The following is a 21,828-nucleotide window of genomic DNA, read 5'->3' as shown; positions in this document are numbered from 1 at the left end:
CGGGGTGCGCACCAACTCGTTAGTGCGAGCCGGTCAATGTCGGCGCTGCTGATGGCCATCGGTGAGGTAGCCGACGATGTCGGCGCCCAGGTCGCCGCTCTTGCCGCTGGCGATCCCTGATCGCGCCGCTCGCCTTCGTGTGCTGTTGTGCCCGGCAGGGATCAGGTTCGGGGTGTTGCGTGAAGGGGACTGAGCATGTCCTGCGATTCCTGGGCGGTATTGAGATGGGGGGCGGGAGGATGGGTGGGTGCTGTCCCGGGGCCGGGGTCTGACTCATGATTTCTCTGACCGAAGTGTCTCGATCACACGGTGTCGGCTGTTGGCCGGGGATGGTGCGTTGTCGGTGCCGGGTCGGCGGGGTGTGTCCCGATAGGGGCCTGCCGATTGTTGTGGCGTCCTCACGTTGCACGCGATCTGGACCGGCTAATTGACAACGGACTCGGGGTGTTCGTGACGGACGGCGCGGCCTCGTTCTCCGATCGCGCCGACTGGCCCCCTGTGTTTCGTCCGTTGCAATCGTCCGTGAGTTCCCCTGCGGGGCGCAACATAGACCACGATCGCCGGTTAGCCAAACCGGCGATCGTGACGACCATTGAGGTGTTCTCAACGGCTGTGCTTGGCGGTGGAGCCGTTCGGACACCATGGCCCTTCATGTCGGCGCCCAGCAGTCCCCGTAACTGACAGCGTGTACCCATCAGCTGTGGCGCAGTGGGTGCAAGTCGCGCGCTGCCGCCTGGGCGGCCGACATATCTGGAATACCCGAGGAAACATCAATGGTCCGTCCACCTGCGCTGCCGCCGCGCCGATCTGGATGCGTGGTGGGAGGCGTGTGAAAGGGATACGCCTGGATGGCCATGAGTTATAACGTCCGCTTCTGGGAGATACGCGAGCGTCTCGACCGGCGCAAGCCTTTCCAGATTCGGTGGACGGTTAACGGGCGAGAGAAGTCTGAGTCTTTCATCACGTTCGCGCTTGCTGATAGCCGACGTGCGAAGCTGATGACAGCTGCGCGCGAGGGTGAGCCGTTTGATGAGCACACAGGTCTGCCAGCATCCGAGTTGCGGGTCATCAAGCAGCGCACTACGTGGTACGACCTGGCGCACGAATACGTCGAGCAAAGATGGGACCGCACGCCAGGGAACACGCGCCGCACCCTGGCTGATGCCTTCGCTACGGTCACGCCCGCCCTGGTACGCCCCGGTGCAGCGTATTCCGATCCGCGGGTACTGCGGCGTGCCTTGTACTCGTGGGCATTCAACAAGAAAGCCTGGCAGTGCGAGCCCACCGAGGAGTGGCTCCACGCGCTGGACTGGATGAAGCGGAACTCGCTGCCGGTCAGAGCCCTCGCGGAAGACGACGTTCTGAGGCGGGCCCTCGATGCGATGTGCCGCAAGCTGGACGGCAAGGCGGCTGCTGCTAAAACAGCCCGACGCAAGAGGGCTGCGTTCAACGAAGCTCTCAACACTGCGGTGGAGAAGGGGTACTTCGCAGAGAACCCCCTCAAGGGGCTCCGGTGGCAAGCGCCAGCAGTCAATGAGGAGGTGGATCCGGCCGCCGTTCCCAATCCAGCCCAGGTGCTTCGGCTGCTCGAGGCCGTTGCTCGCCAGCGGGGGCGGGGTCCTCATCTTGAAGCATTCTTCGGTTGCATGTACTTCGCGGCTATGCGGCCAGCTGAGGTCATCCACCTTCGGATCGATCAATGCCACTTGCCGAAGACGGGATGGGGGATGCTGAACCTCTCGGGCGGGGTTGTCACGTCTGGCAAGGAGTGGACCGACGACGGTGAGGTGCACGAGGTGCAATCGCTCAAGCGTCGCGCGGCAAGCGCGACGCGGCCTGTTCCCATCCCGCCGCAGTTCGTACGCATGCTGCGTGCCCATGTGAATCGGTTCGACGTGGCACCTGACGGTCGACTTTTTCGGAACCAGGCTGGCAACTACGTGGACGTTGCCGCCTACGGCATCACGTGGGCGCGGGCCCGGGAATACGCCCTGACTCGCACTGAGCGCACTTCTCGTCTGGCCAAGCGGCCTTACGATCTCCGGCACGCCGGGATCTCGTTCTGGCTCTACTCCGGAGTGGACCCGGCCGAGTGCGCCCGCCGCGCCGGCCAGAGCATCGAGGTTCTCTTTCGCCACTACGCCAAGTTCCTTGACGGCCTTCGAGAGCAGGCGAACCGTCTCATCGAGCAGTCCATGAACGAGTGGCAGCGCGTCAGTCAAGGTGACGTACCCGAGGGCTGAACCGGGGGTTTGGTCCGTGACTGGTCCGGAAGCACTGGTCAGGAGGGGTGCAGTCGTGGGAGGAATTGTGAGTTAGCGCGCAAGCCGGGCTCGGTCGAGAGTAGGTTGAGCGAAGGGCGCCTGACGGGTGAAAACCCAGTTCAGGCGCCTTTTCGCATGCGCCTAGAAGAAGCCCAGCTTCTTCGGCGAGTACGACACCAGGAGGTTCTTGGTCTGCTGGTAGTGCTCCAGCATCATCTTGTGCGTCTCGCGGCCGATCCCGGACTGCTTGTACCCGCCGAACGCCGCGTGCGCGGGATACGCGTGGTAGCAGTTCGTCCAGACGCGGCCCGCCTGGATGGCCCGGCCGGCGCGGTACGCGGCGTTGATGTCGCGGGTCCACACGCCGGCCCCGAGGCCGTACAGCGTGTCGTTGGCGATCTTGATGGCGTCGTCGAAGTCGTCGAAGGAGGCCACCGAGACGACCGGGCCGAAGATCTCCTCCTGGAAGATCCGCATGCGGTTGTCGCCCTCGAAGATGGTCGGCTGGACGTAGTACCCGCCCTTCAACTCGCCGTCGTGCTCGATGCGTTCTCCGCCCGTGAGGACCTTGGCGCCCTCCTGGCGGCCGATGTCCAGGTACGAGAGGATCTTCTCCAACTGGTCGTTGGATGCCTGGGCGCCGACCATCGTGTCGGTGTCGAGGGGATGTCCCGTCTTGATCAGCCGGGTGCGGGCGACCGCCGCTTCGAGGAACTCGGCGTAGTGGCCGCGCTGGACCAGTGCCCGGGACGGGCAGGTGCAGACCTCGCCCTGGTTTAGCGCGAACATCGTGAAGCCTTCGAGGGCCTTGTCCCGGAAGTCGTCGTCCTGTGCCCAGACGTCGTCGAAGAAGATGTTGGGCGACTTGCCGCCGAGCTCCAGTGTGACCGGCTTGATGTTCTCGGAGGCGTACTGCATGATCAGCCGCCCCGTCGTGGTCTCGCCGGTGAAGGCGATCTTCGCCACCCGCGGGCTGGACGCGAGCGGCTTGCCCGCCTCCACGCCGAAGCCGTTGACGATGTTCACCACGCCCGGCGGCAGCAGGTCCGCGATCAGACTCATCCAGTAGTGGATGGAGGCCGGGGTCTGCTCGGCCGGCTTGATGACCACCGCGTTGCCCGCGGCGAGGGCAGGCGCCAGCTTCCAGGTCGCCATCAGGATCGGGAAGTTCCACGGGATGATCTGCGCCACGACACCGAGCGGCTCGTGGAAGTGGTACGCCACCGTGTCGTCGTCGACCTGGCTGAGCGAGCCCTCCTGCGCCCGGATCGCGCCCGCGAAGTACCGGAAGTGGTCGATGGCGAGCGGGATGTCGGCCGCCAGTGTCTCGCGCACCGGCTTGCCGTTCTCCCAGCTCTCGGCCACCGCCAGGGGTTCGAGATACGCCTCCATGCGGTCGGCGATCTTGAGGAGGATGTCGGACCGCTCCGTCATCGATGTACGGCCCCAGGCGGGAGCGGCCGCGTGCGCCGCGTCGAGCGCCCGCTCCACGTCCTCGGCGGTGCCGCGCGCGATCTCGGTGAACGGCTGCCCGTTCACCGGGGACGGGTTCTCGAAGTACTGTCCGCGGGCCGGCGGTACGTACTCGCCGCCGATGAAGTGGTCGTAGCGCGCCTGATAGGAGACGATCGCGCCCTCGGTACCGGGCGCCGCGTAACGGGTCATGCTGGTCTGCCTCCTTCAGAAGCGCTGCCCGCCGTTGGGCAGCTCTCGCCGGGAGGGTAGGAAGGCGGACGTTGCAACCACGTTGCGCGGTGGCTCGGTATCAGTGCCGTGTCGGGTGGCCGGGCATGGCCAGCTCGGACTCCAGGGCCGCCAGGCGCGCGAGTACCGCCGCTGTCGGCCGCACCGCGGCGAGCGCCCGCCATACCTGGAGGTCGTCCTCGCCCCAGGGTGCATGCGCCCAGTCCGCCAGCAGATCCGGATCGCGGCGGGCGATCAGCGCCGTGCGCAGACCGTCGGCGAGCCGCCGCCTGAGCCGCACCACCGCCGGGGCCTGTGAGGCGGGCAGCAGCGGACCGGAGTAGGCCGCCGCGGCCGCGGTGACCGCTCCCGCCTCCAGACGCCGTTCCACCACGGCGAGGTCGGAGTCGATCGGAGCGGTCAGCCGATACGGCCTCGACGCGAGCAGCCCGGGACCGAGCAGTCTGCGCAGCCGGGCCAGCTCGGCGCGCAGTGTCACCGGCGGCACCGACTCGTCCTCGTACAGGGCGCACAGAAACTCGTCGCCGGTCAGCCCCTCCGGGTGGCGGGCCAGCAGCACCAGGAGCTCGCTGTGCCGAGGGCTGAGCCTGATCCGGCGGCCGTTCAGCACGAGCTGGGCCTCGTCACGGCCCAGCGCCGTCAGACCCGGCGTCTCGCCCGCGGGCCTCGGCGGGGCGAGCAGCGCAAGGTGCGCCTCGGCGGCACGCGCCACCGCCTGCACGAACCCGAGGCTGTGCGGATGGGCCAGCTCGTCGCCGCCGGTGATGTCCACGGCGCCGAGTACCCGACCGGTGTGTGGATCGTGCACCGGTGCGGCCGCACAGGTCCACGGTTGCACCCGGCGGATGAAGTGCTCCGCCGCGAAGACCTGCACCGGTCGGCCGACGGCGACCGCCGTGCCCGGCGCGTTCGTCCCGACCGCGGTCTCCGCCCAGCGCGCGCCCGGAACGAAGTTCATCCGGTCGGCCCTGCGCCGGGTACTCGGGTGGCCCTCGACCCACAGCAGCCTGCCGTGCGCGTCGCACACCGCGAGCAGATGCTCGCCGTCGGCCGCGAACGTGCCCAGCAGCTCGCGGAACAGCGGCATCACCCGGGCCAGCGGATGCTCCGCGCGGTAGGTTCCGAGCTCCCCGTCCATGAGCTCCACGCTCGCGGTCCCGTCCGGCCCCACGCCCGCCCGAGCGGAGCGCCGCCACGAGTCCGCCACCACCGACCGCACCGGCCGTGGCACCGTGCCGGCCGTGGTGAACGTCTCGTGCGCGCGGCGCAGCACACGGATATGTTCGGCAGGGTCGGCCCCGGGCTCCAGGGCCACCCACGGATCGGACACCTCGGCCTCCCCGGACGGCGATGCGGCTGAGGACATCGTCACTCGGGGTGTTCGCGAGGACAACCGTTTCGACCTCGGCCTAGGAGAGATTGACCAGTCTGATGTAGCGGGGCCAGTCCCAGTTCGGTCCCGGATCGGTGTGATCCGATCCGGGCACCTGGTAGTGCCCGATGATGTGGTCCCGGTCCCTGGGGATGCCGTACTTGGCGCAGATCGCCGCGGTCAGCTTCGCCGACTCCTCGTACAGGGCGTCGGTGAAGTAGGCGGGCTGATCCACCCAGCCCTCGTGTTCGATGCCGACGCTGCGGGTGTTGTAGTCCCAGTTCCCCGCGTGCCAGGCGACGTCTGCCTCGCGTACGCACTGCGCCACGTGCCCGTCGGCGGAGCGCACGACGTAGTGCGCGGACACCTGCTTCTTCGGGTTCTGGAAGATGGGCAGCGTCTCGTCGTACTTCTCCTGCGTGACGTGGATGACCACGCGGTCGACGCGATAACTGTCGGGGCGGTCGGACTCCGTGTAGTTGGAGGTGCTGGCCGGCTGCCACTCGGCGAGCGGGTAGTCGACGGCCTGGGACTGCGCACCGGCCCGCGCGTCGGGGAGCAGCGCGTACGGGACGGCGGCGAGGGCCGCGCCCTTGAGGAACCGTCGCCTGCTGCAGAGCGGTCTTGCCCGGTCCATGGTCGGTTGCCTTTCACGAGTGAGGGGGTGTGCGGCGGGCACCGAGGTCGATGGTGCCCGGGAGCAGAGCGTCACGGTCAGCCCCGGGGGGTCTGTGCCGTCTCACGCGGCCGGGCGTGCAGCCCGCGGTAAGTCTCGCGCTCCCACGGCCCGTCCTTGCGGAGCCTGGCCAGGCACGTGTAGTTGGTGTCGCACACGGTGGCCAACGGCGATCACACCGTCTGGGTTGCGAGTCGGCGGCGTCCGCCACCGCGACCTCCCGGCGGCTGCGCCTCGCATGAATCACCGTACGACGCCGTCGGGTTGGGCGGAGGGGAGCCTCCTGGTTCGGTGGACGACGCCGCCACTGTGGACAACTCGGCCACCCGAACGGGTGCGGTGGCCCCGGGATCAGGCCGAGGGCGTCGGCCCTGTGACGCCCTTGTGACCGGAGGAGTGGCCTCCGCCACAGCCGTGCCCGGTCGCATGCTGATCGACTCGGCGGATGATGCGAGCCACCGCCGTCCGCCTGTCCGCCGCCCTCACCGGCCTTCTGCTCCTGACGGCCTGCGGTCAGGGTCTCGGCTCGGCCCGCCGGTCCGGCAGTTCCGCGTGCGGCGCCGGGTTCTCATCACGGCCTGCCGCCTCCCGTACGCCCTCCGCCGCGGAGACGGGTGGCGTCAGCATCACCGACCCGGGCGGCGGATCCCACGAGTGCGCCACCTTCCAGGTGACCAACCACGGGACAGAGCCCTTCACGTACACCATCACCTTCAAACTCCTTTCCGACGCGGGAGCCGCGCCACAGCTCAGCTCCCGGACGGTGCCGTCGGTCGGGCCCGGCCGGACCGTGACAGGCACCGTCGATCCGCGTACGGATCCGCAGGACGCACCGGAATGGTCGCGCGCGGAGATCATGAAGGTGAGGAGCGTCCCCGTCGACGAGGTGCCGGTCGAAGGGGGTCACTGCCCGTCCTCGGGGGTGCGTCTGTACGCCGACGAGGGCGACGCCGCGATGGGGCTCCGCGTGGTGACACTCCATCTGGAGAACTGCGGGGCGGACACCTATCGAGTCGATGGCTACCCCCGGGCGAGCCCGCTCGGCGAGGACCACCAGCCGGTGAACGGTGTGCGGGTGCTCCACGACGGCTCCTCCATCGCCGGCGGCACCGGAGCCGACGGTCCGCCCCGGCCGCTGGATCTGAAGCCCGGTGAGCGCGCGTACGCCGGTCTCGTATGGCGCAACACCGTCCTCTCCGGCACGCCGGTGAACGCCCCCTACGTCAGGGTGTGGGCCAAGCCGGGTGCCGCGCCGGTGATGGTGACACCGGAGCTGGACCTGGGGACGACGGGGAAGATGGCCGTCGGCCCGTGGAAGAAGGGCGCGCAGTAGGCCGCGTAGAAAGGCACGTCGAGGCGCGCGGACGGGGACGTCGGGGATGCCGAGGTGCGGACAGAGGGGCGCGCGGAGGGGTACGCGCCCGGTGTCACAAGGGTGTCCCTTCCCGGAAGTACACGGGCGTCCCGGACAGAGCGGCCGCGTGCACCGCGGTGAGCGTGGACAGCCGGGCGGTGAGCCGCACACCGGCCAACTACTCGTGCCTCCACTCGCCTCCCGGGTCGAACGACGGATCCTTCCCGCATCCCACCGGGCAGGAACCCCGTGGCGCGGTCCCCGTGTCAGACGTGCTCGGCCACCGCCGCCGGATCGTCGAGGACGGCCCGGACCACCGAGTGCGCGGCGCCCAGCAGCGGTCCCTCGGGGCCCAGCCGTGACACCGACACGGGACAGGCGGGACCCGCCGTCCGGCCGGCCAACTCGTGCTCCAGCGACGGCAGGAGCCAGGGTGAGAGCCCGGCCAGCGCGCCGCCCAGCACCACGGACTCGGGGTCGAGCAGGTTGACCGCACCGGTCAGGGCGATCCCGAGCGCCGTACCGGCGTCCCGCAGGGCTCGCCGTACGCCCTCGTCGCCTTCCTCCGCGCGCTGGGCCAGCAGACCGACGAGGTCCTCACCGGGTTCCAGGCCGGCCGCGCGCAGGACCGCCTCCTCGCCGGCGTACTGCTCCAGGCACCCGCGCCCGCCGCACGGGCACGGCGGTCCGTCGGGCCGGACGGGCACATGCCCCAGTTCTCCGGCGAAGCCGCGTGTGCCGCGCAGCAGCTGCCCGTTCACGACGACCGCGGCACCGATGCCGATCTCGGCCGACACGTGCAGGAAGTCGCCGGGCGTGCCCTCGCCGAGCCAGAGCTCGGCGAGGGCGCCGAAGTTGGCCTCGTTGTCCACGGTCAGCGGGACGCCGGTGGACAGCAGGGCGCCGAGGTCCGTGTCGTTCCAGTCGAGGTTCGGGGCGCGTACGACGGTACGGGCGTCCCGGGCCACCAGACCGGGCACGGCGACGGCGAGCCCGGCGGGCCACAGCCCCGCCTGCTCCGCCTCGGCCACGACCCGGCGGACCAGCGCGGTGAGCTCCTGGATCACCGGTCCGGGAGCGCGTCCCCGGTTCGCGCCGTGCCGCACGGCCCGCGCGCGGACCTTGCCGCGCAGGTCGACCGCGCACACCGCGAGATGGTCGACCCCGACCTCCGCCCCGATCCCGGCCGGACCGTGCCCGCTGACGGCGAGCGCCGATCCCGGCCGGCCCACCCGGCCGGGCCGCTCGGGGCCCAGCTCCTCCAGCAGCCCGGTGCGTATCAGCTCGTCCACGAGGGTCGACACCGCCGCACGTGTCAGACCGATGCGCGAGGCGACCGTGGCACGCGAGAGCGGCCCCTCGGCACTGACGGTGTGCATCACCCGGGCGAGGTTGCGGCGGCGCATGCCCTGCTGGGTGTCGGGCAGAGCGGGTCCGGAACCGGCCGGGCGGGCCTCGTGCAGCGGTGCGGTCATGCCTCGGTCAGTCCTCGCTCCGTGTCCCCGACAGGCGTCCCCTGCCGGTGTCCGTCGGTCGGTGCCGGTCAGTGGGCGTCCGTCCCCCGCTCCAGCAGCGGGGCCGCGTCGGAGAGTACCCCGGTGATCCGGGCCAGTGTCTCCTCGTCCCGCTCCACGGCGTCCAGCACCGGCCCGGCGGCCGTGTTCCAGCGGCGGGCGACCGCTGCCGGGTCCTCGCCGGTCAGCAGACCGGCCGCCTGGGCCGCGGCGCCGAGCGCGACCAGCTCCTTGGCCTCGGGTACCTGTACCGGCCGCCCCGAAAGCCTGCGTACGGTCTGCTGCCAGGCCGTGCCGCGGGCCCCGCCACCGATCAGCAGCAGTGGTGCGCTCCGGTCCGCGTCCTCGTCGAGCACCAGGTCCAGGGCGCCGAGCAGCGAGTGGACGGCGCCGTCGTAAGCGGCCTGGAGGAGCTGCCCGGCCGTCGTGTCGTGGCGCAGCCCGTGCAGCAGACCGGAGGCGTTCGGCAGGTTCGGGGTGCGCTCGCCGTCCAGGTACGGCAGGAGGGTGACCGCGGTGCCGGGCTCGACGGCCTCGCGGTCCAGGCCCAGCAGGGCCGCGACGCGGTCGACGGCGAGGGTGCAGTTCAGGGTGCAGGCCAGCGGCAGCCAGTCCCCGTGCGCGTCGGCGAAGCCCGCGACCGTGCCCGTCGGGTCGACGGGGCGGTGCTTCGAGACGGCGTACACCGTGCCCGAGGTGCCGAGGCTCAGCACCGGGGTGCCCGGGCGCAGCCCGAGGCCCAGCGCGGCCGCCGCGTTGTCGCCGGTGCCCGGCGCGACTAGGGTGCCCTTGGAGAACGGCAGGTCATGGCTGTCGCGCACCGTCCCGGCCACCTCGCCCGGCCGCACGACCCGGGGCAGCAGCGCGGGGTCGAGCCCAACGTGCCGGAGGATCTCCTCGTCGTACGACTCGCTCGCGGACGCCCACCAGCCGGTGCCGGAGGCGTCGCCGCGGTCGGTCGTGCCCTGACCGGTGAGGCGCTCGGTGAGGTAGTCGTGGGGGAGCCGCACGGCCTTGGTGGCGCGGACCGCGTCCGGCTCGTTCTCGGCGAGCCAGGCCCACTTCGTGACCGTGAAGGAGGCGCCGGGGACGCTGCCGGTGTGCTCCGCCCAGGTCTTGGGGCCGCCCAGTTCCTCGACCAGACGGCGGGCCTGGGGTGCCGAGCGCACGTCGTTCCACAGCAGGGCGGGGCGAACCGGTTCGCCCCGGTCGTCCAGGGTGACCAGGCCGTGCTGCTGGCCGCCGATCGACACCGCGGCCGCCTCGTGGGCCGCGTCACCGCACTGGCGCAGCGCCTCGCACAGCGCGTCCCACCACTGACGCGGGTCGCTCTCCCGGCCGGCGCCGGAGGAGACGGTGTGCGGTGCCTGGCCGCTCGCCACGACCTGCCCGGTGGACGCGTCGACGACCAGCGCCTTCGTGGACTGGGTGGACGTGTCCACGCCGACGACGAGCGGACCCTCGGCTGCTGACATCGGGCTCTCCCTTTTCCGCGGCTCGCGGGATCTGACCTGGTGTTTTCTGATGTTCCCAGGGAGTGGCGACCGGTACGTCACCCCTTCGAGGACATCTTGTCCCTTCCCAGGGACGCGACCGCATACTAATTTGTAAACGGCCATGACGAAATAGTCGAAGCAAGCAAGGAGCCGCGGCATGAACTACCAGCCCACCCCCGAGGACAGGTTCACCTTCGGCCTGTGGACCGTCGGCTGGCAGGGAAGGGACCCGTTCGGCGACGCCACCCGGCGCGCCCTCGACCCGGTCGAGACGGTGCAGCGCCTGGCGGAACTCGGTGCCTACGGCGTGACCTTCCACGACGACGACCTGATCCCCTTCGGGTCCTCGGACACCGAGCGCGAGTCCCACATCAAGCGTTTCCGCCAGGCCCTGGACGCGACCGGCCTGACCGTGCCGATGGCCACGACCAACCTCTTCACCCACCCGGTCTTCAAGGACGGCGCGTTCACCGCCAACGACCGCGACGTACGCCGTTACGCGCTGCGCAAGACGATCCGCAACATCGACCTGGCGGTCGAGCTGGGCGCGAAGACGTACGTCGCCTGGGGCGGCCGCGAGGGTGCCGAGTCCGGCGCCGCCAAGGACGTGCGCGTCGCCCTCGACCGCATGAAGGAGGCCTTCGACCTCCTCGGCGAGTACGTCACCTCGCAGGGCTACGACCTGCGCTTCGCCATCGAGCCCAAGCCGAACGAGCCGCGCGGCGACATCCTCCTGCCCACCGTCGGCCACGCGCTCGCGTTCATCGAGCGCCTGGAGCGGCCGGAACTGTACGGCGTCAACCCCGAGGTCGGTCACGAGCAGATGGCCGGGCTGAACTTCCCGCACGGCATCGCGCAGGCCCTGTGGGCGGGCAAGCTCTTCCACATCGACCTCAACGGCCAGTCCGGCATCAAGTACGACCAGGACCTCCGCTTCGGCGCCGGTGACCTCCGGTCCGCCTTCTGGCTGGTCGACCTCCTGGAGAGCGCCGGCTACGACGGTCCCCGGCACTTCGACTTCAAGCCGCCGCGGACCGAGGACTTCGACGGCGTGTGGGCGTCGGCCGCCGGCTGCATGCGCAACTACCTCGTCCTGAAGGAGCGTTCGGCCGCCTTCCGTGCCGACCCGGAGGTCCAGGAGGCGCTGCGCGCCTCGCGACTCGACCAGTTGGCGCAGCCCACCGCGGCGGACGGCCTGCAGGCACTGCTCGCCGACCGCGCGGCCTTCGAGGACTTCGACGCGGAGGCGGCCGCCGCGCGCGGAATGGCCTTCGAGCAGCTCGACCAGCTGGCCATGGATCATCTGCTGGGCGCGCGGGGCTGAACGCACGCGCGCGTGCGGCGTCCGGGCTCACGGCTCCGTACCCGCGTGGTCCGCTCCACGCGCGTGTGCCGCTGAGCGACCCTCGCGCGGAATGCTCCGGAATCATGCGATCCATGGCATGAGTCCGTATCAACTTCCGCGCGGGGGTCGCGTCATGCCCGGTACGAGGCGAGTCTTGGCGGTATGGCCATGCCGCCCGTACCGCCCCACCCGCCGGACGACACCCCGTCTCCGGGCGGTGGCTTCGGACCCCCGCCCGGAAGCTATGGCCCACCGACCGTCGTCGGCGGGACCGAACCTCCGATGAGGCGCCGGGGCCCGCTGTTCGCGCTGCTGGCCGTGCTCGTGGTCGCCGCGGCCGTCGCCGCGGTCGTGCTGATGGCCTCCGGGGGCGACGGCTCACCGGACAAGAAGCCGCCCGCGCAGAGCGGCGCGAGCACGAGCGGCTCTCCCCGGCCCTCCTTCAGCCTCCCCACTCAACTGCCCAGCAGGCTGCCGACGAAGCTGCCGAGCGGGCTGCCGTCGCAGTTCCCCACCGAGGTGCCCAGCGACCTCGAATCGATCCTGCCGTCCCTCGTGGGTGAACTTCCCTGACGGTCAGGGCCGGTCCTGGACGCCTTCGGGCAGCCGGACGTACGTCACCGTCGTCTCGATGCCGCTGTCGACCAGGCGGCCCTGTGCGTCGAAGGCGCCGGTGCCGTCCGTCATCCCGAAGTCGTTGTCGTTGATGAGGGCGAGCGTGTCGTGGTCCACGCGCGCGACGCCCTCGATCTTCCCCGGCACACCGCTCACCGTGCCCAGGTCGACGACGAGCCGCTTGCCGAGCACCGGGACACCCGCGGCCGCCGGGTCCGCCAGCTGCTCCAGTGACGGGGACGTCGTGTCGTCGTCCCAGGGACCGCCGAGGATGTCCGCCTCGCGCCCCAGCTTCACCAGCTGCAGCCGGGCCGCCTTGTCCGTGCGCTCTTCGACCAGCAGCCGGTCACCGCCCACGGCGACCACCGACGAGATCTTGAGTTCGGACGTGTCGTCCTCGCTCGGGTCGACCACGTTCACCGGGTCGAACCGGTAGGCGTACTCGGCGGTGACCGCCTTCTTCTTCGGTGAGAACCGCAGCAGACGCGTGGTGCGCGAGGCGTCCCCGGCGTTCGCGTCCGGCAGGGAGAGCGGGCTCTGCAGGGCCATCACCAGGTCTCCGCACGGCAGTTGGGCCAGTCCCTCGAACCCACGGTTGATCTTCCGGTGCAGCAGCACGGACGGCAGTGCCTCCACCACCGGGTAGTCGGTTCCCGTCAGGTTCAGTCCCTTGGGCACGTAACGCGTGAGCACCTCCCCGCGCGCGGAGACGTGGATCAGCGACGGACCGTACTCGTCGACGAGCCAGAAGCTCCCGTCCCCGGCCCGCACGATGCCCTCGGTGTCCAGACCGTTCGGGTTGTACGGCAGCGCCGTCTTCGCGTCATAGGTGTACGGCGCCTCGTCGCGGCCCCGCAGGTTCGGCAGCCCGGTGACGGCCTTCCCGGACGAGGTGGTGACCGGGATCGCGTCGAGCACCTCGACACGGTCTCCGGACACCCGGATCTTCACGATCGCCGGGTCGAAGCCCGGCACCGGGAACGTACGGCGCTTCTTGCCGTCCACCTTGATCTGGCCGTTGGGGCCTCGGTCGGTGACCGTCCAGTACTCGCCCTTGCGGCCCGCCGGGTAGATGTCGCTGCCGATGCCGCCGAGGTCCACACCCCGGTCGTCGTCCACGCTGCCGGGCAGCAGGGCGTTGCTGAACGCGCCGAGCGGGATGTCCCCGAGCGTCGCCGTGCGGATGACGTGCGCGGTGTCCCCGGACGGTGCCGCGGCGGCGGTGCCGGCGGCCACGAGCGCGGCCGCGAGGACAAGGGGCAGGCATGTCGCGACGGAACGGTTGACGCGGCGCCGGTCGGTGGCGTGCGGGGACATCGGGCCTCCTGGGAACAAGTGCGTTGACAGCGGACACATTTGGGTCCCTTGCGGAACGCGGTGCGACCGACGGGTGAACGGAGAGCGTCGTCCACTCGTCGGTCGCGGGCTCGGGGCGTGACGGACAATCAGATCCGATGGAGCGTCAGAGGCCTTTGCGCATTCCGGACTTCTGCGCGACTCACGGCATCGCGGGCTCGCCAGTGCCTCGGGATTAGCTCGCGGCGCTCAGGCCTGTTCCGACGGCTCTTCCTCACGTGCGAGCCGGGCCGTCGCCAGTGCCGTCGCCGGATCCCGTACCGCGCCTCCCGCGGGCATCCAGAGGCCGCCCTCCTCGTCGTACGGCCACCAGTGGCCGTCCCGCCCCAGGCGCAACTGAATGCCCGCTCCCAGGACCGTCCACCAGTTGCCCGACGCCCGCAGGGACGGCCGGTCGTCCTTCTCCCAGGCCGCTTCGAGGGCGGCACGCGCCCGTGCGAGCGTTTCCCCCGCCACCTGCCACTCCTCGTCGAGCACGGTCAGCGCGGCCGCGCCACCGTGGCGCCAGGCGCGCACGGCCGTCGTCAGCCCGTCCCGGCCGCGCCCCGACCCGTCGGCGAGCCGCTCCGCGACGGCCCCCGGAGCGCCGACGGCCAGGCGCACCGCGTCCTGGGCAGGCGTCAACTCTGCCGCGGAGCAAACCGGTTCCCGCTCGGCGCGCAGTGCCTCCGCGAGCAACCGGTGTGCCTCCTCGGCGGTGCGCGCGGCCAGGTGCTCCAGCGCCACCGGGTCGACTCCCGGGGCGGGCGGTGTCCCGGCGCCCAGGGACGGCGGTGCTCCGGGCGTGTCAGGGAGGCCCGGCAGCCCGGGCAATCGGGGCAGGATGTCTCCGGCCGCCCAGGCTTCCGCGGCATCCACCCCGTCCGGTTCGGCGGCCTGCTCCCCGGACGCGGCGCCACGCATCCGCAGGGCGTCGAAAAAGGCGCCTTTCCCCCGGCCCCGCATCAGCAGCAGGACGAACGGATCCTCGTCCAGCAGCCGCGCCACCTGGTGGCAGAGCGCGGCCGTGTGCCCGCAGTGGTCCCAGGCACCGCAGCCGCACTCCGGCTCGAGGTCGCCCAGGGCCGGTAGCAGTTCGATCCCCATGGCCGCCGCGTCCTCGACCAGGTGCGGGGGCAGCTCCCGGTCGAGCAGTGCCGCGACGTGCCCGGCACGCTCGACGGCCAGGTCCAGGAAACGGGTCCACTGCTCCTGCGGCAGCTCCGGCAGCAGGACATCGGCCCGGTGCGTCGTGCGGCCCGGCTCCCGCACCACCGCCGTCACCCGTCCCGGGCGCACCGACACCGCGCCCACCGCGCCCACGCGCGCGAGCCTGCGCCCCGTCCTGACCTGTGCCGCGTCCAGCGCCGTGTCCTCCAGTGCCCGCAACCAGGCCCGGCCCCACCATGTCCGCGCGAAGCCCCGCCCGCGCGCGGGCGGCAGCGGGGGGAACGTGCGCTCCGTGTCGGTGTCGTACGGGCTCATCGCGCCTCCCCGCGCAGCTCCACCAGATCGGCCAGTTCCGCGTCCGTCAGTTCCGTGAGCGCCGCCTCACCGGATCCGAGCACCGCGTCGGCCAGCTCCCGTTTGCGGCTCAGCAGCTCCGCGATGCGGTCCTCGACCGTTCCCTCGGCGATCAGCCGGTGCACCTGCACGGGCCGGGTCTGGCCGATGCGATACGCGCGGTCGGTGGCCTGCGCTTCCACGGCGGGGTTCCACCAGCGGTCGTAGTGCACCACGTGCTCGGCCCGGGTGAGGTTCAGGCCCGTGCCAGCGGCTTTCAACGACAGCAGGAAGACCGGCACCCCACCGTCCTGGAACCGCCGCACCAGCGCCTCGCGTGCGGTGACAGGCGTGCCCCCGTGCAGCAGCTGCGACGCCACCCCGCGGGCCGTCAGATGCCGTTCGAGGAGGCGGGCCATCCGCACGTACTGCGTGAAGACCAGAACGCCCGCTCCCTCGGAGAGGATCGCGTCGAGCAGCTCGTCCAGGAGCTCCAGCTTCCCCGAGCGACCCGCGATCCTCGGCCCGTCCTCCTTGAGGAACTGCGCCGGGTGGTTGCAGATCTGCTTCAGGCTGGTCAGCAGCTTCATGATCAGACCCCGCCGCGCCATGTCGTCGGCAGCCCGGATCCGCTCCAGCGTCTCGCGCACCAGGGCCTCGTACAGGCCTGTCTGTTCCTCGGTCAGTGCCACGGGGTGATCGGTCTCGGTCTTCGGCGGCAGCTCGGGCGCGATACCGGGGTCGGACTTGTGGCGCCGCAGCAGGAACGGCCGCACGAGCCGGGAGAGCCGTTCCGCGGCGGCAGGGTCCCCGCCGCCTTCGACGGACCGCGCGTACCGGGCACGGAAGGTGCCGAGGCGGCCCAGCAGCCCGGGGGTCGTCCAGTCGAGGATCGCCCACAGCTCCGACAGGTTGTTCTCCACCGGGGTGCCGGTGAGTGCCACACGCGCGCGTGCGTGGATGGAGCACAGGGCCCGCGCGGTCGCCGAGTACGGGTTCTTCACGTGCTGGGCCTCGTCGGCGACAGCCATGCCCCAGGGCACCTCGCCGAGTCGCCCGGCGTCCAGGCGCATGGTGCCGTACGTCGTGAGGACGAACTCTCCGTCGGCCACCGCGTCGAGGCTGCGCCGGGGGCCGTGGAACCGGCGCACCGGTGTGCCGGGCGCGAACCTCTCGATCTCGCGCTGCCAGTTGCCGAGGAGGGACGCCGGACAGACGACGAGCGCGGGACCGGCGGCCGACGCGTCCGTCTGCCGGTGCAGATGCAGCGCGATCAGCGTGACCGTCTTGCCGAGGCCCATGTCGTCCGCCAGACAGCAGCCCAGGCCCAGGGAGGTCATCCGGGCCAGCCAGCCGAGGCCCCTCAGCTGGTAGTCGCGCAGGGTGGCGTCGAGGGCGGCGGGAGGGACGACCGGTTCCCGCGTCTCCGGGTCCGCGAGACGTTCCCGCAGTTCCGCAAGCCGTCCCGTGGCCCGTACGCCGACACGGATGCCGTCGACCTCCGCCGAGCCGGTCAGCGCGGTGCCGAGCGCCTCGATCGGGGTGACCTTACGGTCCTGCAGCTCGTGGGCGCGGCGTGCTTCCCGGGGGTCGACCAGGACCCAGCGGTCGCGCAGCCGCACCAACGGGCGCTTCGCCTCCGCGAGACGGTCCAGTTCCTCACGCGTCAGTTCCCGCCCGTCCAGCGCGAACCGCCAGCTGAAGGTGAGCAGAGCGTCGGCGGACAGGAACGACGGCAGCTCCGCCGGGCCGTTGTCCCGCCCGCTCCCGCCGTCCGGCGCACCGATGTCCGCATGCGTGGACAGCTCCCGCGACAGCTCCTTCGGCCAGTGCACGTCGACACCCGCCGTGGCGAGGGCGCGGGTGCCCTCCCCGAGGAGCTCGGCCACCTCGTCGTCCGCGAGTTTCACGGCGTCGGGCACGCCCGCCGAGAGCAGGGGCGTCAACGGCGGCCAGGCGCGCGCCGCACGGCGCAGCGCGAGCAGCGCGTCCATCCGCGCACGCGGGCCGAAGGCAGTGGCGGAAGGACCGGATTCCGTCCACACCTCGACGGCGTCCGCGACGGCCGGCGGCCCGCTCACGGTGTGCACCTGGAGCACGGCACGGAACCGCACAGGAGCATCGTCGGGGACCTGTACGTCGTCGTGTACGGCGTCGCCGAGACCGTGCGCTTCGACGCGGAGCGAGAGGCGTACCCCCGCGTCGTGGCCCGCGGCGACGTCGTCGGCCCAGGCACGCTGTCCGGGCAGGTGCTGTGGCTGGGGCGCCGCGTAGGCCGGGCCGCCCGTCACCAGCGGCGCGGCGGGGGAGCGGGGGAGCGTGTCGGCCACCGCGTCCAGGAAGGCGCGCAGCAGCCGCTCGGGGTCCGGCAACAGGGGCGGCCCGGCGGTGCCGGGCACCGGCACGGCATGGGCTTCGGGCGGCATGGCGGCGGCGAGTTCACCGACGAGCTCGGCGTCCCGGGCGGACAGGGGTCCCACCCGCCAGGTGTCCTGATCAACCGGGGACAGGCCCGGCAGCAGCAGACCGCGTGCCAGGAGGTGCAGGGCCAGCACGCCTGCCGTGCCCCAGAAGACCGTGGCGCGGTGTCCCTCCGGGGCGGCACGCGCGCGCGTGAGGAACGGCAGTGCGGCGCGCACGGGTAGCCGCACCGCGGGCACGCGCACCGGCTGGACCCCGTCCCTGCCGGGCAACAGGACGGTCAGGTCCGCGTCGGATCCCGACGCCACGGCCGGAGGAGCCTGGCCGTCGGGCCGCCAGAAGCAGACGCTGCCCGTACGTGCGGGGTCGGCCGGGACGAAGACGGCGCAGCAGCGGGCCAGTTGGGACATCTCGGAGGACGGTGCCGTGGGAATCCTCTGCACAGCTCTGTTGCACTCCTCAAATTTGACTACTTGGCTCGGGGTCGCCGAGGCTACAACACGGCGACGGACGATCCGGAATGGCTAGGCTGTGATCTGAGCCACTTCACCGAGTGTTCGATCCGCCGGGTGGCTGCCGGCACTCAGGGACGAGTAAGGGGCGCGTCTCAGGGACGTCTCAGGGTTGCGGTCCGGAACCGCGGGAAGCGCGGCCCCGTTTTCAGTGCAGAGAGTGGCAGTGGCCGCGAAGGAGGCGACGCTCATGTCGAAGAACGCGAAGATCGCCGCAGGGGGTGTGGCGGTCGGGCTCATCCTGTGGTTCTGGCTGCCCTGGTGGGTGGCGTTCCTGATCGTGGTGGGAGTCCCGGCGGCGGCGTACCTCACGCTGGACCCCTCACAGCGCCGCAGGCTGCGCCGCGTCGCGCGCAAGGAGCTGGGCCGCTGAGGAGCTGGGGCCCCGGAGTGTCCCCGTCCGGCGCGCAGGAGCCGGTCACGTCGCCGCCCTCGGGTCTGCCGACAGCACGGTCCGGGGGCGGCGCGGTGCCGGGCTGACCTCGTCGGCGCCGCCGACGGACGCCACGAAGCGCCGGAGACGCCGTTCTGACCCCCCTGGCCCGACGCGAGGTGCACGTGCCCGTGGCGCCCGGACGCTGTCCCGGTGCCCTCGTCGTCCCCCTGGACCGGCGCGGTCGACCCCGCGGGGTGACGACGGTGGCTCAGGACCGACGAGGGAGGCTCCGGCCTCGCACTGGCGACTCCGGCCCGGCCGCCGCGGAGATCGGCCCGTGGCGGCTCAACTGGGTCGTACAGCCATCTTGTCGAGTGCCTCCAGGAGGCCGGGGAGCTCCGGGCCCCGGCCGATCGGCAGGACCTCGCCGGGCTCCTCGTCCAGCAGCACGAACGCGATGTCGTCGGTACGGGCGACCATCGACCAGCCGGGGCCGTCGGCGCGCAGTGTCCGGGCGTCGCCGGGCGCGAACGACGAGCGGACCCGGCCGAGAGGCGGCGGCGTGTCCACATACGCGTGCGCTTCCGCCAGGACCCGCCGGACTCCGCGGTGGCCCTTCGGCGTGTCCTTCTCGCCGTCGGGCTCCGCATCCCCCGTATCCGCCGACGCGCTCCCCGCCGCCAGGAAGTCGGCGTCGCCGATCTGCTCCCGCCACACGGCCCACTGCAGCGCGATCTCGTCGGCACCCAGGCGCCGCTGGGCCGGGCCCCAGTTGCTGGTGTCCGGCGGGGCCAGCGGGGCCCGTTCCGCGACATCGGGGCCGGGATCGTGCGGCGCAGGCACGCCCGGAGCCGCGACGGCGACCGCGAGGGGCCAGCCCGGCAGCGCTGCGACGACCGTGCGCTCGTCCGGCGACAGGTCGTACTCCATCCCGCAGTCCCAGGACGCGATCGCGACCGCGACCAGCGAGACGTCGTCGATGACGACCGTCCAGCGTGCCCCGTCGCCGTCCTGGCCCAGCACCAGGCCGTACCCGTCCGCGCGCGGCGCGAGCTCCAGTGCCGCGCAGGCCTCCGGATAGTCGTCGCCCAGCACGCTCGGGAACTGCGCCGGCGTCAGCAGCACCGCCGTGAGCACGTACAGCGCATCGTCCGCGGCGGCGACGGTCACCTCGTCCGTCCCGGCCATCCCAGCCTCCCCAGTGGTTCGTCCATCGGCGCGCACCCTAGTGCGAGCGGAAGGCGCTTGTCACGGCTCCCCCTCACACCCGGAGCTGCAGTTTTCCGCCAGGAGGGGGCGAAACGCCCGGATCGGCGGCTCAGGACACGGGCAGACCGAGGAGGTCACGGGCCACCGTGCGCGGCGACTCGTCGCGCTCGCGGGCCAGCGCGATCACGGCTCGGCAGGCCAGCTCGTTCACCCCGAACGACAGCGCCTCCGGCGACACCCAGGCCGCCGCCTCGTCGATCCGGTCCTGATCGTCCTCCGCGCAGGCCGACACATAGGCGGCCGCGGCCTCGAACAAGTTGTGTGCGCGTCTCTCGCTGCCGTCGGCCGCCTGCGCGCGCGTGGAGGAGCGGAATCCGGCGACGTACGTACGGATCCTGTCAAGCATGCGGACCACCTTCCCCCTGCGTGGTTTCGACTCCGATCGTTCATCTGCTCCTATTCAACACAGAGTTGGAGCCTCGACGGTAGGAGGGGACGAAAAGGTGAACTGCTGTGGCGCGACAGGGCTCTCGGTGGCCGGCAACATCGAGTGAGGCGATGGTGTCGCGCAGCCGTGCGCCGGGCGCAGGACAGGGGGCGTGCTCAGCTCTCCCGGATCGCCAGCGCGAGGAAGCGGGTGTCCTCGTCGGCATACGACGTCATACGCCAACCGGAACCGGCCAGCAGAGGACGGAGGTTGGCTTCCGCGCGCAGGTCGTCCGGGGTGGTCTGCCGCCCCTGGCGCGCCGCCAGGGCCGCCCGGCCGATCGGATGGAACAACGCCAGCGCGCCGCCGGGCCGCACCACGCGCGCCAACTCCCGCAGGTTCTCGGTGGGATGGGGCAGATGCGCGATGAGGCCCGCCGCGAACACGGCGTCGAGGGACTCCGACCGCAGCGGCAGCGCGGCGACGTCGGCGAGCAACAGCAGGCCGTCGCGGTCCCTTCCGGCGCGTACGGCTGCCTGGAGCATCTCCGGGGTCAGATCGACCCCCACGACCACGCCGGAGGGTCCCACGGCCGCGCGCAGCGGGGGCAGGCCCCGCCCCGTGCCGCAGCCGGCGTCGAGCACCCGGTCTCCCGCGCGCAGTCCGAGGTCGGCCACGGCAGCCGCATAGGCGGGGCCGTCGTCGGGGAACCGGCTGTCCCAGTCGGCCGCACGGGCGCCGAAGAACTCCTGGACGTGTGTGTGGTCGTCACTCATGTTCCGCATGATCCCTCACCAGCACGGATGGCGTCTCGGCGTACACGTTCGAGCGTGACGCGATCGTTCCAGCTCACCGGTGTGTCATATTCCGACAGTTTTCGAAATGCGCCCCCTTTGTGCACCCGTGCTCCCACTAGCGTCCCGGGGTCATGGGACACCTGGACCACGCCGCCCTCGGCTGGCTGACGCCCGTGCTGTCATACGTGATGGCCTGCATCGGCGCCGCACTGGGACTGCGCTGCACCGTCCGTGCGCTGGGCACCACGGGGCGCTCGCGCCGCAACTGGCTCGTCACCGCGGCCTCCGCCATCGGTACCGGCATCTGGACCATGCACTTCGTGGCCATGCTCGGCTTCAGCGTCGGCGGCACCGACATCCGTTACGACGTGCCGCTGACCATCCTCAGCCTGCTCGTCGCCATGGTCGTCGTCTGCGCCGGCGTCTTCGCCGTCGGCTACAGCCAGGACCGCACCCGGGCGCTCTTCCTCGGCGGCCTCACCACCGGGCTGGGTGTCGCGAGCATGCACTACCTGGGGATGGCGGCGGTACGGCTGCACGGCGCCATCACCTACGACCCGGCGCTCGTCGCGCTCTCCGTCCTGATCGCCGTGGTCGCGGCCACCGCGGCCCTGTGGGCGGGGCTGAACATCAAGTCGCCCGTCGCGGTCACCGTCGCCTCCCTCGTCATGGGGGCGGCCGTCAGCAGCATGCACTACACGGCGATGTTCGCGGTGAGCGTGCGCGTCATGCCCTCCGGCTCGGTCCTGCCCGGGGCCACGGCGATGCAGTTCATCTTCCCCCTCGCCGTCGGCCTCGGGTCCTACCTGTTCCTCACCTCGGCCTTCGTCGCGCTCTCGCCGACGGCGGGCGAGCGCGAGGCGTCCGCCTCGGCCCAACGGCCGGTCGAGAGCGCCGCCGCCCGTTAG

At 71.5% G+C, this 21,828-nt stretch carries 17 protein-coding genes; 6 read left to right on the top strand and 11 right to left on the bottom strand.

Features of this window, described 5'->3' with window-relative positions; genetic code table 11:
- Nucleotides 1-848 precede the first annotated feature (848 nt).
- The gene (locus ACIPSA_RS31990) at nucleotides 849-2,243 is read left to right on the top strand and encodes an integrase (protein WP_402640672.1); all 1,395 of its coding nucleotides are present in this window, start codon (nucleotides 849-851) and stop codon (nucleotides 2,241-2,243) included.
- 162 nt (nucleotides 2,244-2,405) lie between these two features.
- Here the strand turns inward: ACIPSA_RS31990 and adh are convergent, their stop codons facing one another.
- From adh to ACIPSA_RS31975, 3 genes are all read right to left on the bottom strand, one after another.
- Complete coding sequence (gene adh, locus ACIPSA_RS31985) at nucleotides 2,406-3,929, bottom strand: aldehyde dehydrogenase (protein WP_402640670.1); 1,524 nt, start codon at nucleotides 3,927-3,929, stop codon at nucleotides 2,406-2,408.
- A gap of 100 nt (nucleotides 3,930-4,029) precedes the next feature.
- Nucleotides 4,030-5,298, bottom strand: a complete 1,269-nt coding sequence (locus tag ACIPSA_RS31980; RefSeq protein ID WP_402640668.1) for a GAF domain-containing protein — start codon at nucleotides 5,296-5,298, stop codon at nucleotides 4,030-4,032.
- A 79-nt stretch (nucleotides 5,299-5,377) separates the two neighbouring features.
- A complete protein-coding gene (locus ACIPSA_RS31975; RefSeq protein ID WP_402640665.1) occupies nucleotides 5,378-5,977 on the bottom strand; it encodes an N-acetylmuramoyl-L-alanine amidase in 600 nt (199 codons plus the stop codon).
- Between the two features lie 484 nt (nucleotides 5,978-6,461).
- Between ACIPSA_RS31975 and ACIPSA_RS31970 the strand changes: the two genes are divergently transcribed.
- On the top strand, nucleotides 6,462-7,349 hold the full coding sequence (locus ACIPSA_RS31970) for a DUF4232 domain-containing protein (RefSeq protein WP_402640662.1): 888 nt from the start codon (nucleotides 6,462-6,464) through the stop codon (nucleotides 7,347-7,349).
- A gap of 287 nt (nucleotides 7,350-7,636) precedes the next feature.
- Here ACIPSA_RS31970 and ACIPSA_RS31965 read toward each other — a convergent pair whose 3' ends face one another.
- Both ACIPSA_RS31965 and xylB read right to left on the bottom strand, forming a co-directional pair.
- A complete protein-coding gene (locus ACIPSA_RS31965) occupies nucleotides 7,637-8,845 on the bottom strand; it encodes an ROK family protein (RefSeq protein ID WP_402640660.1) in 1,209 nt (402 codons plus the stop codon).
- Between the two features lie 68 nt (nucleotides 8,846-8,913).
- Complete coding sequence (gene xylB, locus ACIPSA_RS31960; protein ID WP_402640658.1) at nucleotides 8,914-10,359, bottom strand: xylulokinase; 1,446 nt, start codon at nucleotides 10,357-10,359, stop codon at nucleotides 8,914-8,916.
- Nucleotides 10,360-10,537: 178 nt separating this feature from the next.
- Here xylB and xylA point away from each other — a divergent pair, with 178 nt between their 5' ends.
- Together xylA and ACIPSA_RS31950 are read left to right on the top strand one after the other, a co-directional pair.
- Nucleotides 10,538-11,704 carry a xylose isomerase gene (gene xylA / locus ACIPSA_RS31955; protein ID WP_402640655.1) on the top strand — a complete coding sequence of 389 codons (1,167 nt, stop codon included), beginning with the start codon at nucleotides 10,538-10,540 and terminating at the stop codon, nucleotides 11,702-11,704.
- Nucleotides 11,705-12,007: 303 nt separating this feature from the next.
- Nucleotides 12,008-12,298, top strand: a complete 291-nt coding sequence (locus ACIPSA_RS31950; RefSeq protein WP_402640653.1) for a hypothetical protein — start codon at nucleotides 12,008-12,010, stop codon at nucleotides 12,296-12,298.
- A 3-nt stretch (nucleotides 12,299-12,301) separates the two neighbouring features.
- Here the strand turns inward: ACIPSA_RS31950 and ACIPSA_RS31945 are convergent, their stop codons facing one another.
- From ACIPSA_RS31945 to ACIPSA_RS31935, 3 genes are all read right to left on the bottom strand, one after another.
- Complete coding sequence (locus ACIPSA_RS31945) at nucleotides 12,302-13,657, bottom strand: esterase-like activity of phytase family protein (protein WP_402640650.1); 1,356 nt, start codon at nucleotides 13,655-13,657, stop codon at nucleotides 12,302-12,304.
- A 228-nt stretch (nucleotides 13,658-13,885) separates the two neighbouring features.
- Nucleotides 13,886-15,160, bottom strand: coding sequence for an SWF or SNF family helicase (locus ACIPSA_RS31940; RefSeq protein WP_402640648.1), 1,275 nt, complete (start codon nucleotides 15,158-15,160; stop codon nucleotides 13,886-13,888).
- Nucleotides 15,157-18,042: a DEAD/DEAH box helicase gene (locus tag ACIPSA_RS31935; RefSeq protein WP_402640645.1), complete on the bottom strand. Its 2,886-nt coding sequence runs from the start codon at nucleotides 18,040-18,042 to the stop codon at nucleotides 15,157-15,159. Before ACIPSA_RS31935 ends, ACIPSA_RS31940 begins: the two co-directional genes overlap by 4 nt.
- Nucleotides 18,043-18,301: 259 nt before the next feature.
- On the opposite strand from ACIPSA_RS31935, the gene ACIPSA_RS31930 reads away from it, so the two are divergent.
- Nucleotides 18,302-18,484 carry a hypothetical protein gene (locus ACIPSA_RS31930; RefSeq protein WP_402640644.1) on the top strand — a complete coding sequence of 61 codons (183 nt, stop codon included), beginning with the start codon at nucleotides 18,302-18,304 and terminating at the stop codon, nucleotides 18,482-18,484.
- A 348-nt stretch (nucleotides 18,485-18,832) separates the two neighbouring features.
- On the opposite strand, the gene ACIPSA_RS31925 is transcribed toward ACIPSA_RS31930, so the two are convergent.
- From ACIPSA_RS31925 to ACIPSA_RS31915, 3 genes are all read right to left on the bottom strand, one after another.
- Nucleotides 18,833-19,675 (bottom strand): hypothetical protein, encoded by an 843-nt coding sequence (locus tag ACIPSA_RS31925; protein ID WP_402640641.1) that lies wholly within the window; start codon nucleotides 19,673-19,675, stop codon nucleotides 18,833-18,835.
- A 130-nt stretch (nucleotides 19,676-19,805) separates the two neighbouring features.
- A complete protein-coding gene (locus ACIPSA_RS31920; RefSeq protein WP_402640639.1) occupies nucleotides 19,806-20,102 on the bottom strand; it encodes a hypothetical protein in 297 nt (98 codons plus the stop codon).
- A 197-nt stretch (nucleotides 20,103-20,299) separates the two neighbouring features.
- Nucleotides 20,300-20,899: a class I SAM-dependent methyltransferase gene (locus ACIPSA_RS31915; RefSeq protein ID WP_402640638.1), complete on the bottom strand. Its 600-nt coding sequence runs from the start codon at nucleotides 20,897-20,899 to the stop codon at nucleotides 20,300-20,302.
- A 152-nt stretch (nucleotides 20,900-21,051) separates the two neighbouring features.
- Between ACIPSA_RS31915 and ACIPSA_RS31910 the strand changes: the two genes are divergently transcribed.
- Entirely contained in the window at nucleotides 21,052-21,828 is a 777-nt protein-coding gene (locus ACIPSA_RS31910) for an MHYT domain-containing protein (protein WP_402640636.1), read from the top strand.

This window comes from Streptomyces sp. NPDC086549, assembly GCF_044746205.1.
Classification (GTDB): Bacteria; Actinomycetota; Actinomycetes; order Streptomycetales; family Streptomycetaceae; genus Streptomyces.
This window is presented reverse-complemented; position numbering and strand designations above follow the sequence as displayed.

Coding starts and splice junctions, on each gene's coding strand:
- ACIPSA_RS31990 (WP_402640672.1), top strand. CDS start 849: ATGGCCATGAGTTATAACGTCCGCTTCTGGGAGATACGCGAGCGTCTC.
- adh (WP_402640670.1), bottom strand. CDS start 3,929: ATGACCCGTTACGCGGCGCCCGGTACCGAGGGCGCGATCGTCTCCTAT.
- ACIPSA_RS31975 (WP_402640665.1), bottom strand. CDS start 5,977: ATGGACCGGGCAAGACCGCTCTGCAGCAGGCGACGGTTCCTCAAGGGC.
- ACIPSA_RS31970 (WP_402640662.1), top strand. CDS start 6,462: ATGATGCGAGCCACCGCCGTCCGCCTGTCCGCCGCCCTCACCGGCCTT.
- ACIPSA_RS31965 (WP_402640660.1), bottom strand. CDS start 8,845: ATGACCGCACCGCTGCACGAGGCCCGCCCGGCCGGTTCCGGACCCGCT.
- xylB (WP_402640658.1), bottom strand. CDS start 10,359: ATGTCAGCAGCCGAGGGTCCGCTCGTCGTCGGCGTGGACACGTCCACC.
- xylA (WP_402640655.1), top strand. CDS start 10,538: ATGAACTACCAGCCCACCCCCGAGGACAGGTTCACCTTCGGCCTGTGG.
- ACIPSA_RS31950 (WP_402640653.1), top strand. CDS start 12,008: ATGAGGCGCCGGGGCCCGCTGTTCGCGCTGCTGGCCGTGCTCGTGGTC.
- ACIPSA_RS31945 (WP_402640650.1), bottom strand. CDS start 13,657: ATGTCCCCGCACGCCACCGACCGGCGCCGCGTCAACCGTTCCGTCGCG.
- ACIPSA_RS31940 (WP_402640648.1), bottom strand. CDS start 15,160: ATGAGCCCGTACGACACCGACACGGAGCGCACGTTCCCCCCGCTGCCG.
- ACIPSA_RS31930 (WP_402640644.1), top strand. CDS start 18,302: ATGTCGAAGAACGCGAAGATCGCCGCAGGGGGTGTGGCGGTCGGGCTC.
- ACIPSA_RS31925 (WP_402640641.1), bottom strand. CDS start 19,675: ATGGCCGGGACGGACGAGGTGACCGTCGCCGCCGCGGACGATGCGCTG.
- ACIPSA_RS31920 (WP_402640639.1), bottom strand. CDS start 20,102: ATGCTTGACAGGATCCGTACGTACGTCGCCGGATTCCGCTCCTCCACG.
- ACIPSA_RS31915 (WP_402640638.1), bottom strand. CDS start 20,899: ATGAGTGACGACCACACACACGTCCAGGAGTTCTTCGGCGCCCGTGCG.
- ACIPSA_RS31910 (WP_402640636.1), top strand. CDS start 21,052: ATGGGACACCTGGACCACGCCGCCCTCGGCTGGCTGACGCCCGTGCTG.